Annotated in this window: 12 protein-coding genes; 3 read left to right on the forward strand and 9 right to left on the reverse strand. The window is 33.1% G+C overall.

Annotated features, from left to right (window positions below; translation table 11 throughout):
* Window positions 1–24 precede the first annotated feature (24 nt).
* The gene (gene pheT, locus MUN68_RS05390) at window positions 25–2451 is read right to left on the reverse strand and encodes a phenylalanine--tRNA ligase subunit beta (RefSeq protein WP_249995643.1); all 2427 of its coding nucleotides are present in this window, start codon (window positions 2449–2451) and stop codon (window positions 25–27) included.
* A 121-nt stretch (window positions 2452–2572) separates the two neighbouring features.
* Between pheT and MUN68_RS05395 the strand changes: the two genes are divergently transcribed.
* On the forward strand, window positions 2573–3790 hold the full coding sequence (locus MUN68_RS05395; RefSeq protein ID WP_249995644.1) for a peroxiredoxin family protein: 1218 nt from the start codon (window positions 2573–2575) through the stop codon (window positions 3788–3790).
* A gap of 132 nt (window positions 3791–3922) precedes the next feature.
* Here the strand turns inward: MUN68_RS05395 and MUN68_RS05400 are convergent, their stop codons facing one another.
* From MUN68_RS05400 to recG, 5 genes are all read right to left on the reverse strand, one after another.
* Window positions 3923–4438: a DUF3124 domain-containing protein gene (locus MUN68_RS05400; protein WP_249995778.1), complete on the reverse strand. Its 516-nt coding sequence runs from the start codon at window positions 4436–4438 to the stop codon at window positions 3923–3925.
* 262 nt (window positions 4439–4700) lie between these two features.
* The gene (locus MUN68_RS05405; RefSeq protein WP_249995645.1) at window positions 4701–5177 is read right to left on the reverse strand and encodes a hypothetical protein; all 477 of its coding nucleotides are present in this window, start codon (window positions 5175–5177) and stop codon (window positions 4701–4703) included.
* Window positions 5178–5279: 102 nt separating this feature from the next.
* A complete protein-coding gene (locus MUN68_RS05410) occupies window positions 5280–5651 on the reverse strand; it encodes a hypothetical protein (protein WP_249995646.1) in 372 nt (123 codons plus the stop codon).
* 74 nt (window positions 5652–5725) lie between these two features.
* Window positions 5726–6307 carry a tRNA-(ms[2]io[6]A)-hydroxylase gene (gene miaE, locus MUN68_RS05415; RefSeq protein ID WP_249995647.1) on the reverse strand — a complete coding sequence of 194 codons (582 nt, stop codon included), beginning with the start codon at window positions 6305–6307 and terminating at the stop codon, window positions 5726–5728.
* 86 nt (window positions 6308–6393) lie between these two features.
* Entirely contained in the window at window positions 6394–8496 is a 2103-nt protein-coding gene (gene recG, locus MUN68_RS05420; RefSeq protein ID WP_249995648.1) for an ATP-dependent DNA helicase RecG, read from the reverse strand.
* Window positions 8497–8600: 104 nt separating this feature from the next.
* Here recG and MUN68_RS05425 point away from each other — a divergent pair, with 104 nt between their 5' ends.
* Both MUN68_RS05425 and MUN68_RS05430 read left to right on the forward strand, forming a co-directional pair.
* On the forward strand, window positions 8601–10301 hold the full coding sequence (locus MUN68_RS05425; protein ID WP_249995649.1) for a peptide-N-glycosidase F-related protein: 1701 nt from the start codon (window positions 8601–8603) through the stop codon (window positions 10299–10301).
* A gap of 138 nt (window positions 10302–10439) precedes the next feature.
* Complete coding sequence (locus MUN68_RS05430; protein WP_249995650.1) at window positions 10440–11333, forward strand: patatin-like phospholipase family protein; 894 nt, start codon at window positions 10440–10442, stop codon at window positions 11331–11333.
* A gap of 9 nt (window positions 11334–11342) precedes the next feature.
* On the opposite strand, the gene MUN68_RS05435 is transcribed toward MUN68_RS05430, so the two are convergent.
* The 3 genes from MUN68_RS05435 to MUN68_RS05445 are packed head-to-tail and all read right to left on the reverse strand — an operon-like array spanning window position 11343 to window position 14730.
* Complete coding sequence (locus MUN68_RS05435; RefSeq protein ID WP_249995651.1) at window positions 11343–11861, reverse strand: DUF7935 family protein; 519 nt, start codon at window positions 11859–11861, stop codon at window positions 11343–11345.
* 18 nt (window positions 11862–11879) lie between these two features.
* Window positions 11880–13457: an FMN-binding glutamate synthase family protein gene (locus MUN68_RS05440; RefSeq protein ID WP_249995652.1), complete on the reverse strand. Its 1578-nt coding sequence runs from the start codon at window positions 13455–13457 to the stop codon at window positions 11880–11882.
* A 1-nt stretch (window position 13458) separates the two neighbouring features.
* A complete protein-coding gene (locus MUN68_RS05445; RefSeq protein ID WP_249995653.1) occupies window positions 13459–14730 on the reverse strand; it encodes an amidohydrolase in 1272 nt (423 codons plus the stop codon).
* Window positions 14731–14797 lie beyond the last annotated feature (67 nt).

The following is a 14797-nucleotide window of genomic DNA, read 5'->3' on the forward strand; positions in this document are numbered from 1 at the left end:
TTTCGAAATGAAAAGGCTTTTTTGTTATCTCAATTCAGCACCAAGCTGTTTCTCAAAATTAGTTTGGAGCTTATTCATGATTTTGTCAATTTGTTTATCTGTCAAGGTTTTCTTCTCATCTTGAATGGTAAAACTCACAGCGTAACTTTTCTTTCCTTTTGGTAAGTTTTTACCTTGATACACGTCAAATAAGTCAACATCTTTAAGCAGTTGCTTTTCCGTTTGCATTGCAATTTTATCGATGTCTTCAAAAGTTATTTGATCGTCTAATAGCAAAGCGAAATCACGTCTTACTTCAGGGTATTTTGGAATATCTGTAAATTTAATGTTTTGGTGTTTTGCTAGATCAACAATATTATCCCAATCAAATTCAGCATAAAGTACTTCTTGCGAAATACTAAAATGCTTTATGATCTTCTTGTTAATAATGCCAAAATCAACCAACTTCGTTTTTCCAAGTGATAAGCTAATCCCTTCACTAAATACATCGTTTTTAATTGGAGAGGTTTTAAGATTTGAAAAACCTAAACGTTCTAATGTACTATTGACAATGCCTTTTAAATAAAAGAAATCACTTTTTTGAGCTGCAGAATTCCAACGCAAAGTATTTTTGTTTCCAGTTAAGAAAACAGACAGTCGTTTGTATTCTTCGCGATTTCCATTGTAGTTATGATAGGTTTTTCCAAATTCATATAACTTCAAATTATCTCGCTTTCTATTAATATTATAGCTAACAGCCTCTAATCCAGAAAACAATAAACTTTGACGCATCACACTTAAGTCGTTACTTAACGGATTGAGCATTTCTACGTTGTGTTCTTCTTTTAATTGCTCACTTAATTCAATATACTTAGGTGTCGTTAATGAATTAGAAAGTATTTCAAAAAAGCCTTGTGAAGACAATTGGTTACCTATTACATTTTGGAGTTTGTAATCTTCAAATCTTGAAGTATTAGAAATTGAAGCGTTTAACTTTTCAGTGGTTCCAATATTGTTGTAACCATAAACACGCAATATTTCTTCTATAATATCGGCTTCACGTTGTACATCATTTCGGTATGCAGGAACTGTTAGTCCTAATCCAGTTTCAGTAACGTTATTAACTTTAATATCTAAAGATGTCAAGATGCTTTTTATCGTTTCTTTCGGAATTTCTTCACCGATTAATTTCTTTGCGTTATCAAAACTCAAACGAACTTGAAAATCTTTAATTTTATTTGGATAAAAATCTAATAAATCACTTGTAATATCTCCACCAGCGACGTCTTGAATTAATAATGCAGCACGTTTTAAAGCATATTCAGTAATATTCGGATCGATACCTCTTTCAAATCTAAAAGATGCATCTGTATTCATAGCATGGCGTTTCGCTGTTTTACGAATACTAACAGGATTGAAATATGCACTTTCTAAAAAGATATTCGTTGTGTTTTGTGTTACTCCAGAATCTGTACCACCAAAAACACCAGCAATACACATTGGTTTTTCAGCATCACAAATCATAAGATCTTCTTCGTGTAATTCGCGTTCAACATCATCAAGAGTTGTGAATTTTGTGCCTTTAGGAAGTGTTTTTACAATAACTTTATTTCCTGAAATTTTAGCGGCATCAAAAGCGTGTAAAGGTTGACCTAATTCATGTAGCACATAATTAGTAACGTCAACAATATTATTTTTTGGTGTTAAGCCAATTGCTTTTAGTCTATTTTGTAGCCATTGAGGAGATTCTGCGACTTTTAATCCAGAAATAGTGACACCACAATAACGAGGTGCTAAGGTTTTATCTTCAACGTCAATATCTATTTTAAGAGTTCTATTTTCAACATGAAAGGAACTAACAGAAGGTGTGATTAATTCGCTATTGATTTCTTTTTGCAGTAAACCAGCTTTTAAATCACGAGCGACTCCAAAATGACTCATGGCATCAGCACGATTTGGTGTTAAGCCAATTTCAAATACCTCATCATTTTCTACATTAAATAATTCAGCAGCTTGGATTCCAATTTTTGTATCAGCATCTAAAACCATAATCCCATCATGAGATGAGCCTAATCCTAACTCATCTTCGGCACAAATCATTCCGTGACTTTCTTCACCTCTGATTTTGCCTTTTTTTATGGTCCAAGCTTCTCCTTCAGCAGTATATAATGTTGTTCCAATTGTTGCTACAGGAACTTTTTGTCCTTTTGCAACGTTTGGTGCTCCACAAACAATTTGTAGAGGGTTAGTATTACCAATATTTACTGTGGTTATTTTTAAGCGATCTGCATTTGGATGCTGCTCACACGTCAGTACTTCACCAACGACAATGCCTTGTAATCCTCCTTTAACCGATTGAAAAGCATCAATGCCTTCAATCTCTAAACCTAAATCAGTAAGAAGCTCGCCAGTTTGTTCTGCTGGCCAGTCGATCTTCAAAAACTGCTGTAACCAATTGTATGAAATCTTCATTTTTGTACTTTAATCAAGCCACAAAGATAATAATACTATGTAGTTATAATAATGGATAATTGTCTTTTCTTTGTAAGAATTTTAAATTTGTCAAGACTATTAGTTCATTAATCTCCATATTATGAAATTTGTTTTAAGATTTTTTCTATTATCTCTTGTGTTTTTCTCTTGTAAAACGGAAGATAGCAATGATTTACAACTTGGTGTTTGGCGAGCAGAACTTCAACTGACTCCAGATGAAGCCTTGCCTTTTATTTTTGAAGTGACTTCAGCTCAGTCTCTCAAGATTTTTAATGCTGAAGAGGTGATTTTGGTAAATGATATTACATATTCAAATGATACAATTGTTTTTAAAACACCAGTATTTGATGGGTTTGTTGAAGCGGTTATAAATAAAGGTAGCTTAAAAGGTAATTTTATAAAAGAAGATTTGGGTCGCGTAGTTCCGTTTACTGCAGAATTTGGAAACAGTAAGCGTTTTGCTTCTGAAACAAATACAACCAATCAAAATGTAGCAGGAAACTGGGAAGTTGTTTTTAGTCCAAATATTGAAGCTGAAACGTATATGGCTAAAGGAATTTTTAAACAAGATGGTGTTAATGTTACGGGTACATTTAGGACAACAACAGGAGATTACAGATATTTAGAAGGCTTGATAGATGGTAATACTATGAGGTTGTCTACTTTTGATGGTGCTCATGCGTTTTTGTTTACTGCAGAAATTAATGGTGACACCATGGATGGTAAATTTTATTCTGGGAGCCATTGGGAAGAGCCTTTTGTTGCTAAACGAAGCGAATCTTATGAATTACCAAATGCAAATGACCTCACATTTCTAAAAGAAGGTTACGAAACTTTAGAATTTAAGTTTCCTGATGCTGATGGAAATATGGTCTCGTTGTCTGATTATCGATTTAAAAACAAAGCTGTTGTTGTTCAGGTGATGGGAACTTGGTGTCCGAATTGTTTAGATGAAAGTAAATATTATTCTGAATACTATAATACAAGAAGTAGCAAGGATGTTGAGTTTGTTGCATTAGCTTTTGAATATGCTAAAACTAAAGAAAAAGCCTTTGAAAACATTAAGCGTTTAAAGGATGATATTGGAATTAGCTATCCGATTTTATTGGCGCAATACGGAACTTCAGATAAAGATGAAGCTCAAGAAAGGCTACCTATGTTAAACCATGTCTTATCGTATCCAACGACAATTTTTATTGATAAAAAAGGTAATGTATGTAAAATTCATACTGGTTTTAATGGTCCTGCAACAGGTGATAAATACACCGATTTTAAGACTGAATTTACAAGTTTTGTAGATGCTTTAGTAAGCAATTAATAGTTATGTAAGTTTGTATGTTGGGAAATACAAAACCTTAGATTGCTAATTTATTCTTCTCAAAACAAGGTTCAAAAATCGTTATAAGCTTTAGTTTTAGATGAACGTTGCGCTTTTTTTAACTAAAAATGTTTATTTAATTCGGTGTCCTTGAGTCACAAATGATAAACCTTGCTGTCCCATCGTGGAGTTCATAATACCTTCAAATAAGGGCTCTGGACAGTTTTTTGGAATTTTCCACTCAAAAATAAAATTAGATCCTGTGCCTCCAGTAATATCCTTTTCGTTAATTATGATTTCTGTAGTTTCTAAAGGAGCTAAATAAATCGTTTGGTTAAAATATGATCTAACCGATTTGCCGTGAGTGTCAAAATAGTCTGCTTTTAATAGGTAAATAGTGTCTTTGTCGCTAGTGTTTCTTAAGCTTACCATCGCAGTAAGATTGTGTGTTTTATGTTCAGATTGACTATAGATCTGCGAGTAGATGGAAAGATAAGTTTTTCCAAATTGAAGGCTGTCTGCTTTATTAATTTTAATAGCTCGTTTGGTCCAATTTTCAGGGTTTATTGAACTGATTTCTTTATGTGGATCTTCACAGCTGAAAATTAATGAGAACGTTAAGAGCAATAGGACAAAATGAGATTTCATAATTAATTGAATAAGATTGTCTGTGTGTGCTTTTTGATTTTCCATAACTTTTAATGAGCTCATCTTTAAATTCTACGAACACTTTTTGTGTTAATTTACAGAATATTCTAACAAAAATAGTGAAAGTCGTATTATGTTCAGCGTCAATTTTGTTAAAAACAGATATTGATTTAGTTATGCTTTACTATTTTTATTTGAAATAACTTATTAAGCCTTAATATAATGTATCAAAGCTTAATAAGTTGTTTCTAAAAAAAAATAATTAGCGTATATTATCATTAATAATATGTTCCCATTTACGACCGATTTCTAAATCCCCATTTATTTGAAAATCATCAGTTTGATTATAGATTTCAATGTTGTATTTGTTGTTTTTATTGTTAATTGGGTTTAAGATTAATTCTAGTCTAACAGTATTGCCAACAGCATCTTTGCGAGTTGGTTTTTTTAAGTTTGAAACGTTACAACTTCTAATCTCATTAAGATTGATGTGTTCAAGGGTTTCACTTGTAGTGCTCTTTTTATAAAAAAACAATTGGTTCTTATTTTTATCTAATCCAATTGCAAAATTTCTAAATGCTTCGTATTCTGTTAACGAGCAGTTGTTTTTACTAGCGAATGCTTTTAATGCTTTTATGAGCTTTCGTTCTTTATTCTTTTGTTGTTGTTGCATAAGTACAACAGGTGTAGCGACTATCAACACGAGTATTGTTGACGTGATTGTTATTCCTAAATTCATTTTGAAATATTAAGTTAAAAGTATTGTTATGTAGGTATTGTGTGATTACAATGCCTAATTAATTTTTTTGTCAAATAAATGATGCTTAAAAATTAAAACAGATTACCAGAATGTATGAAAAGGAAAGATAATGTCAGTATTTAAGAAATTTAGAAAAAGATTTCTTGAGTACTGGAGGTATTTGTTGCGTTTTACTAAGGTCTGATATTTACTGATGTTTGATTTTATATCAGCATCAGAATGTTTTTTTAAATATTGAGGTGTAAATGTATTTTGATTGTGTGTCGTAATTCTTTCTGAATAATCATTTGCATGTAAGTGGCTTACCGATTTTACTGAAGAGCTTTCAGTTTTACTTTTTAAAACCTCTAAATGGATTTCAGAATTAAAACTAACATCTGTGTTAGGATATGCTACAAGAAAGCAAAATCCTAATATAAGATTTAAAATAGTTGATGTTGTGTTGTGTTTCACAAAGCGAAATTATAGTATTAGTTGGGTTTACTATGTAAAAAAAATGTTAAAACAGAAGGTTTGCTTGAAAATACTTACCCATGAATACTACCTGATTTCCCATAACTTTTAATGAGTTCGCCTTCAAATTCTACTAAGTCTTTCCAGCGTTTATCAACATCAATGTCTTTTCCGTACTTCCTAGCGAATGTGATGAATGTTGTATAATGACCAGCTTCACTTACCATTAAATCATAGTAGAATTTCGACAGTTCTGAATCTTTTATGCGTTCAGATAACAGTTTAAAGCGTTCACAACTTCTGGCTTCAATCATTGCTGAAAATAATAAACGATCAACCATGCTTTGTAACTGACTTCCGCCTTTGTTCATGAATTTATATAGTTCATTGACATAGCTATCCTTTCTTTCTCGACCTAATGTGTAGCCACGTTCTTTGATGATATTATGAACCATCTGAAAGTGCTCCAATTCTTCTTTGGCAAGTTCAAGTAATTCTGTAACTAAGTCTTCATATTGCGGATTGTGAGTAATAATGGTAATAGCGTTTGTGGCTGCTTTTTGTTCACACCAAGCATGATCTGTAAGGATTTCTTCTATGTTTTCTTCAGCTATGGTTGCCCAACGAGGATCTGTTTCTAATTTGAGATGAAGCATGCTCATTTTTCTATGTGTTTATTTCGTAAAGATAGAAAATCTATAAAGAAATAAGGATGTAATTAAATTACTGAATTTTGTTAGTTTTAACTAATATAATTCCAAATGTTCTTGTATTTACTGAGTTGTCTGTAAGTGTGTAAAATAGTTTTGTTCTCTGGAAGTTTTAATGAAGGATCGTTATTTAAAATCCGCTTGGCATAGAAACGAGAACTTTGAAGAATGTCCTTATCTTTAATAATGTTTGCAATTTTAAGGTTTAAAATACCACTTTGTTGAGTTCCCATTATATCTCCTGGTCCACGAAGTCTTAAATCAACTTCAGCAATTTCAAATCCATCACTTGTTTTAGTCATAGTTTCTAATCGTACTTTGCTGTCTTGACTTAGCTTATGTCCCGACATTAAAATACAATAACTCTGTTCTGCACCACGACCTACACGGCCTCTAAGTTGGTGTAATTGTGATAATCCAAAGCGTTCTGCGCTTTCAATAATCATAACAGATGCGTTTGGAACATTAACACCAACTTCAATAACAGTAGTTGCTACCATGATTTGTGTTTCGTTTTTAACAAAACGCTGCATTTCATATTCTTTGTCTGCAGGTTTCATTTTGCCATGAACAATGGAGATTTGATATTTAGGTAGCGGAAAATCTCTAACGATACTTTCATAGCCATCCATCAAATCTTTATAGTCTAGTTTTTCGCTTTCTTGGATTAATGGATAAACAATATATACTTGTCTTCCTTTTTCAATTTCATCACGTATAAATCGTAAGACTTTAAGACGGTTTTTGTCAAATCGATGAACCGTTTTTATAGCTTGTCTTCCAGGTGGTAATTCATCAATAATTGAGATGTCTAAATCGCCGTAAACAGACATTGCTAATGTTCTCGGAATTGGAGTTGCAGTCATCACTAAAATGTGTGGAGGAGAGGTGTTTTTTTTCCATAATTTAGAACGTTGAGCAACTCCAAATCGATGCTGTTCGTCAATAATTGCAAGTCCTAAATTTTTGAATTTCACCTTGTCTTCGAGTAGCGCATGAGTGCCAATTAAGATCTGTAATTCTCCATTTTCTAAGGATTCATGAATTTTTCTTCTTTCTGAAGTAGTGCTTGAGCCTGTTAGTATTGATATGCTGATATTCAGTTTGTTAGACAATTCGTTTAATCCATTGTAGTGTTGGACTGACAAAATTTCAGTTGGAGCCATTAGGCAAGCTTGAAAACCGTTGTCAAGTGCCATTAACATTGACATGAAAGCGACTATTGTTTTTCCTGAACCTACATCTCCTTGGAGTAGTCTATTCATTTGTGCATTACTTCCTAAATCGTGTCTAATTTCTTTGATGACACGTTTTTGAGCATTGGTTAAATCGAAAGGTAAATGATCTTTGTAAAAGGTGTTAAAATAATTTCCGACTGACTCAAAAGGAAAGCCTTTAATCTTGGATTTGTGAATTAAATTTTTAAGAATTAATTGCAATTGAATGTAGAATAATTCTTCAAATTTTAATCGAAATTCTGAACGTGCTAATAGGTCTTGATTTTTTGGAAAATGTATGTTGAAAAGCGCTTCATTTTTATATAATAATTTGAGTTCTGAAATTAGGTCTTCAGAGAGTGTTTCTTCGAAGCGTCCTTTGGTTTCCAAAAATAAATTTTGCATGATCTTCGTCATTATGCGATTTGTTATGCCTTTATTAGAAAGTTTTTCTGTTGAAGGATAAATGGCTTGCATCGATGAGCGAAGATTTTGTTCGTGCTCACTTTGTAATTCTATATCGGGATGTGGCATGCTAAATACGCCATTAAACCAGTTTACTTTTCCAAAAATCACATATGGTGTATTTAGCTTTATGGTATCTCTTAGCCATTTTTGTCCACGAAACCATACTAATTCCATGCGTCCTGTATCGTCTTCAAAGGTGCCGACGAGTCGTTTGCCTCGTTTTTGAGTCACTTCTTTGAATCCAATGACTTTGCCAATAATTTGAACTTCAGCACTGTTTCTTTGTAAACTATTGATTTTATAGTACTTCGTTCTGTCTAAATAGCGATTAGGAAAAAGATTTATCAAATCTTGAAAAGTATGAATTCCTAATTCACTTCGCAGTAAATCTGCGCGATTAGGGCCAACACCTTTAAGGTAGTCTATCGGAGTTTGAAGATTTGTACTCATTCTTTTCAAAATTATCATTTTTTTCTAATGTTTTAATGTCAATTTTATGATTTCATGAAAAATATCATTTATAATTTTTATCTTGTAAAAAAACCAATCAATTTATGAAAACTAGTAATTTTAAAAAGAGCCTAGGAGTGTTGATATTCTTAATGGGTTTATTGTTTATCGTTAATTGTAGTAGTGATGATTCATCAAATGATAGTAACCAACAATCTAAAATAATAGTTACAGGAGCGATAAATTCTTTTGGAGAAGTTGATGTTGCGAGTTATTCTGCTTCTCAAAATGTAATTATTAAAGGAGCGAGTCTTTCTTCGGATGTGTCAGTTACTGTTACTTCAAATTTTGAAATTTCTTTAGATGATGTAAATTTTACTAATCAGCTTACAATTAGTAAAAGTGAAGCTAATGGTTTAGAGAATACATTGTACCTAAGGTTTTCTCCAGTAATGAATTCTATTGGCCCTATTGCTGGTACAGTTAGTATTGAAAGTGATTCTGCGACTACTAGAACATTAAATTTAAACGGAACAGGATTGAGTATTACTCCATTGGTCACTGTGAATACAATGAGTTTTATTTTTGATGATACTCAGGTTTTGTCAAACTCAACACCATTAACGCTTTATGTTGATGGTGATAATTTGAATTCTGTAATTGATATAGCTACAACAGAAGGTTTTGAGGTTTCTTTAGATGGGACGGCTTTTTCTGATGTGTTACAGATTCCTTCAGAATCTGCAAATGGTCAAGCTACTGTTTATGTGAGATTTGCTCCTTTAGTTCTTGGTAGCGCAACTGGAATTTTAAGTGTTGTGAATTCTGAAACAGATAATATAGAGGTTTCATTAACAGGAGAAGGTGTTCCAATAACTCATAATTACACTACTTTTAGTGATGAGCCTTTAGCTTTTGGAACAGGTTTTAGTCAATCAGCTGAACAAGCATTTACGCTTCATCAAGATATGTCTAATATTGAGCAAATTAAAATGTTTTTACAAATAGACTGTCCAGCAACAGGTTGTGATGATTGGGATAGGTTTGCTAATGTATTGGTTAGAGATTCTAATTCTGGAGATTGGTACGAAATAGGACGTTATATTACACCTTATTGGGTTGGAACTGAATTGCTACCTAGAGGTTTAGAGTTTGATGTTACTGATTTTAAATCGTTGTTAACTGGTAATGTGGAATTGAGAATTTATATTGAAAATTGGACTTCTAAGGCTGATTTAATTTCAATTGATTTTGATTATATTGAAGGAACGCCAGATTACGAATACTATGCAATTGCTGAAGTAATGCAATATAACGAAAATTCATTAGAAGGGGTTCCGTATGGTGTGACTCATGACTTTGATTTAACAAGATCAGTTTCAGTTCCTTCCAATGCAGAGTCTACACATCTTAGAACTGTGATTTCAGGTTGGGGACATGCAACTCCAAATGATTCTGATGGACGACCTTGTGCGGAATGGTGTTATAGAAGTCATGATGTTAAAATTAATGGAGCAATCATGTTTCAACATAATATGGAGCCAATTGGTTGTGCTTCAAATCCTATAAATAATCAAAGCCCAGGAAATTGGTCGCCAGATCGAGCAGGTTGGTGTCCAGGAATGGCTGTTCCTGCACGAATAAATCAATTTGGATTAACTATGGCTGGTAGCTCGTTTTCTTTTGAATATGATTATGAAGACTGGGTTAGCGATTTAGCTGGTGGAGACGCGTATTATGCAACATCTACTTTTGTGGTTGTAAAAAGCAATACGCCTATTGCTAAGCCAGTTGTTATGAATTAATAAAGTGTATAAAATACGAAATAAGCACGTTTTTGCGTGCTTTTTTTGTCTGAATTATTTTGTATAAGAATTATTAGAATTTGTGTTTTGATTTGATTTAATCGTAAGATGAATATTGAAAAATAAATGAAATTATAGATGAAAGCGTTAGTTATATCGGGAGGAGGAAGTAAAGGAGCTTTTGCAGGAGGTGTTGCTCAATATCTGACTAAAGATTTGGGCCGAGAATATGATATGTTTTTTGGAACGTCTACTGGTAGTTTATTGGTGTCTCATTTGGCTGCGAATGATATAGGTAAGTTGTATACTATTTTTACAAATGTAAATCAGCGTGATATTTTTAGTGTTAGTCCTTTTGTTCACCGTCAGAAAGGTGATCGTGAATACGTGTCTATTGATTTTGTGAATTCATTATGGCAATTTATAAGAATGAAACGAACTTTTGGCGAGAGCAAGTCATTAAAACGATATATTAAGCGAAACCTTACAAGAGAAGAGTTTGATAGAGTTAGAATGACTAAAGAAGATGTGGTTGTTACTGTTTCTAATTTATCTATGAATCGAGTAGAGTATAAGTCAATCAAAGAATTTAATTACGAAGAGTTTTGTAATTGGATTTGGATTTCATGCAACTACATTCCATTTATGTCGTTAGCTAAAGTTGATGGTTATGAATATGCAGATGGAGGCTTGGGTTGTGTTATTCCAATTCGGGAAGCTATTGAGCGTGGTGCTACTGAAGTAGATGCTATTGTGTTAGAGTCTGAAAACATGAGTAAACAAAAAGTGTTAGGAAAAAATCCGTTTTCATTAATGCTAAGTTTGTTTGGACATCTTTTAGATCAAGTTGAGAAAAATGATATTGAAATTGGGAAGCTTGCAGCAAAAAACAAGGGCGTAAAGCTTAATTTGTATTATACACCTACAAGTCTAACAGAAAACTCTTTAATTTTTAGCAAACGTTTAATGGTGAAATGGTGGGCTCAAGGCTATGAGTATGCTAAAAATAAACATGAAAATTTGTTGCCTTAATAGCATTTATTACCAGATGTCTGAAACCTCTTCTTTTATAAATGATAAGGCAGCATCGCTAGGAGATCGTTTTTCCATCATCTCACTTAAAATAACTTCTCGGAGTTTGTCAGCGGAATCTACTTTGTCTGATAATGTGGCTTTTCTTATTATTTGAATAGTGGCATTTTTTGCAGTAGAAGTGATGCTCCAGCATTGGTCTGTTACATAGATTTGTTGTGCTAAATTATGGTTAAATTCTTGTTCTATGTTAGCTATAAGTAAAGACTCGTAATCTTCTTTTTTTGAAGATGTTGGCTTGGCTCTTAAAAGAAGTTTTGATGGCTTGATTCGTTCTAGGAAAAGTGATATGCGTTCATATGCTTGAAGTCGCAATGGTAGTGCGTCTTTTTGTAGGTCTTTTTGGATTAGAAAATTTCTGCGATTATTTTCGTTTTCAACATGTTCTCTAAAAAAGAAAAAAGCAATTGCTCCAGTAATTATTGCAGGTACACAGTATAATAATAAGCCTAAGATATCTAATTCCATAATTGGTTAATCGTATTTTTAATTTGAAGTTTTTGATTGGTTTAAATTACCACCCAAAAATATGCAATCTTTTAAGTCTTGCATAGAATTGAAAGGAACTTTTGTTTTATGGTACATATAAGTGCTGCTCAAATCTTTAGAAAGATTATGGTCATCTACGTTAACTTCAATGTCATCCATAGCAAATTGGCAAGGGTGTTCATGTCCAGCAGCATGTGTGATTTCTATAAGTTCTTTTTTGAAGGATTTAAAGTATTGAGCTAGACGTTCAGATTTTAAGGGTACATTGATTCCGTTTTGTAACCATTTACTTTGAGTAGCAATACCTGTTGGACATCTATTGGTATGGCAAATTTGTGCCTGTATGCAACCAAGACTCATCATAGCTTCTCGAGCGACATTAATACAATCTGCTCCCATTGCAAATGCCATTGCTGCTTTTGCTGGAAATCCAAGTTTTCCGCTACCTATAAATACGATACGTTCTGTAAGTCCTTTGTTTTGAAATACTTTATATAAATCACCAAAACCATAAACCCAAGGTAAACTTACATGATCTGCAAAACTAGGAGGAGCTGCTCCAGTGCCACCTTCACCACCATCAACAGTAATGAAATCTGGACCTTTTCCTGTTTTTTCCATGATATCTGCAAGCTCCTGCCACTGATCTAATTTTCCTATTGCAGCTTTTATTCCAACAGGTAAACCAGTATGTTCTGCGATATCTTCAATAAAATCAACAAGTTCAGGAACATTTGAAAACGCTTTGTGATTTGGAGGAGATAAAACATCTTTACCAACTTCAACGCCTCTAATCTCTGAAATTTCTTGAGTGATTTTTGCACCAGGAAGAACGCCTCCTTTTCCCGGTTTAGCACCTTGTGAAAGTTTGACTTCTATGGCGCGAATAAATGGATTGTCTTCAACGAGTTTCACCATTTTTTCCATTGAAAACCCACCATCATCAGCACGAACACCAAAGTAACCTGTTCCGAAGTGAAAAACAACATCACCTCCATTTTTATGATATGGCGATAAGCCACCTTCACCAGTATTATGATATGCATGAGCGATTTTAACGCCTTTATTCAATGATTCAATGGCTTTGGCAGATAATGATCCAAAACTCATTGCTGAGACATTAATTATAGAAGCTGGACGATATAATTTTCGCCTTTTATTAAATGCTCCCATAACTTTAGCGCATGGAATAAATGATTTATCAATACTAGTAGGATGATTTTCATCAACCTTGAATGGCATCATAGCATTGTTTATAAAAATGTGTTGGTGCGCATAAATATCGCGATCAGTACCAAAACCTTCATAATTATTTTCTTGTTTTGCTGAAGCATAAATCCAACTGCGCTCTATTCTATTAAAAGGTAATTCTTCTCGATTGTTAGCTACAAAATATTGACGCATTTCAGGACCTATACTTTCAAGTAAATATCTAATGTGACCAATTATTGGAAAATTATGACTAATAGTATGCTTTCTTTGAACAAAAATATCTCGCAAAGCGATTACAGCTAATACAATTATAATCCATAGCCACCAGGAAATATTGGATAAAAAATCTAGTATTGATTCCATGTTAGTGTTGATTTAAATAATCTAATGTCATTTGAGTTAATGCTTTAACGCCAAGTAATAATCCACTTTCATCAACATAGAAACTTGGTGTGTGATGCGGATGTGATTCAGTATTACCCTTTGTCATGACGCCAAGATAAAAATAAAAACCTGGTATTTCTTCTTGAAAATAGGAAAAATCTTCACCTATAGTTTCTGCTTTAATCTGAATTACTTTATCATGACCAGCTGCTTTTTTTAAACTTGGTAACATTCCACTTACTAAGTCGTGATTGTTGTATACAATTGCTGTTTGGTTCCTGAAAGAAATAGTAGCTTCTCCACCATATGCTTTAGCAATGGTTTCAGTCATTTCAGTCATGCGTTTAATGATTAAAGCTTTCATATCTGGATCTAAAGTTCTTACTGTTCCTACTAATTCTGCAGTTTCAGGAATGATATTAAAACGAACACCACTTGATATTTTTCCAACAGTAATGACTGCAGCTTCATTTATGAGTTTTGATTCACGACTTATAATGCTTTGTAAACCATCAATAATTTTTGCCGAAATCAATATAGGATCAACACCTAACCAAGGAGCTGCTCCATGAGCTTGTTTTCCTTTTACATTGATTACAAAACGTTCTACAGCTGCCATTGCACCTCCAGGTTTGTAATGAATTTGTCCGACTTCAACCATTGACCTTAAATGCAATCCGAAAATGACGTCTACTGCAGGGTTTTTTAGAACACCTTCTTTAATCATTAATTTTGCACCACCTTCTTCACCAGGAGGAGGACCTTCCTCTGCTGGTTGAAAAATAAATTTTACTGTGCCTTTAATTTTATCTTTATTCTTTGAAAGAATTTCAGCAACAGACATTAAAATTGCTGTATGACCATCATGACCACATGCATGAGATACACCAGTTTTATTTCCTAAGAAATCAGTAATTATAGTCGATTTGAAAGGTAAATCATTATCTTCTGTAACAGGTAAAGCATCAATATCTGCTCTTAATGCGACTACTTTTCCAGGTTGATTGCCTTTTAAAACACCAACAATTCCAGTGACTGCGACACCTGTTTGAACTTCTAATCCTAAAGACCTAAGATGTGTTGCAATCTTTTCAGCTGTTTTAAACTCTTGATTTGATAACTCTGGGTTTTCATGAAAATCACGTCGCCATTCTATAAGCTTAGGTTCGATTTCTATATATTGAGATTCTAAATCATTTTGGGCAAATGTGCTCGTAATTCCTAATAAAATAAATAGTAATAGAACTTTCATAGTCATACTTTTTTGTTTAAAACTTAAATATATATTAAAAAATAGCAGCTGCAATGATTGTTTATAA

Source organism: Psychroserpens ponticola (genome assembly GCF_023556315.2).
Lineage (GTDB): Bacteria > Bacteroidota > Bacteroidia > Flavobacteriales > Flavobacteriaceae > Psychroserpens > Psychroserpens ponticola.

What these genes read in the sequence shown, in the direction of transcription:
- pheT (WP_249995643.1), bottom strand. Translation starts at nt 2,451, where the DNA reads ATGAAGATTTCATACAATTGGTTACAGCAGTTTTTGAAGATCGACTGG.
- MUN68_RS05395 (WP_249995644.1), top strand. Translation starts at nt 2,573, where the DNA reads ATGAAATTTGTTTTAAGATTTTTTCTATTATCTCTTGTGTTTTTCTCT.
- MUN68_RS05400 (WP_249995778.1), bottom strand. Translation starts at nt 4,438, where the DNA reads ATGAAATCTCATTTTGTCCTATTGCTCTTAACGTTCTCATTAATTTTC.
- MUN68_RS05405 (WP_249995645.1), bottom strand. Translation starts at nt 5,177, where the DNA reads ATGAATTTAGGAATAACAATCACGTCAACAATACTCGTGTTGATAGTC.
- miaE (WP_249995647.1), bottom strand. Translation starts at nt 6,307, where the DNA reads ATGCTTCATCTCAAATTAGAAACAGATCCTCGTTGGGCAACCATAGCT.
- recG (WP_249995648.1), bottom strand. Translation starts at nt 8,496, where the DNA reads ATGAGTACAAATCTTCAAACTCCGATAGACTACCTTAAAGGTGTTGGC.
- MUN68_RS05425 (WP_249995649.1), top strand. Translation starts at nt 8,601, where the DNA reads ATGAAAACTAGTAATTTTAAAAAGAGCCTAGGAGTGTTGATATTCTTA.
- MUN68_RS05430 (WP_249995650.1), top strand. Translation starts at nt 10,440, where the DNA reads ATGAAAGCGTTAGTTATATCGGGAGGAGGAAGTAAAGGAGCTTTTGCA.
- MUN68_RS05435 (WP_249995651.1), bottom strand. Translation starts at nt 11,861, where the DNA reads ATGGAATTAGATATCTTAGGCTTATTATTATACTGTGTACCTGCAATA.
- MUN68_RS05440 (WP_249995652.1), bottom strand. Translation starts at nt 13,457, where the DNA reads ATGGAATCAATACTAGATTTTTTATCCAATATTTCCTGGTGGCTATGG.
- MUN68_RS05445 (WP_249995653.1), bottom strand. Translation starts at nt 14,730, where the DNA reads ATGAAAGTTCTATTACTATTTATTTTATTAGGAATTACGAGCACATTT.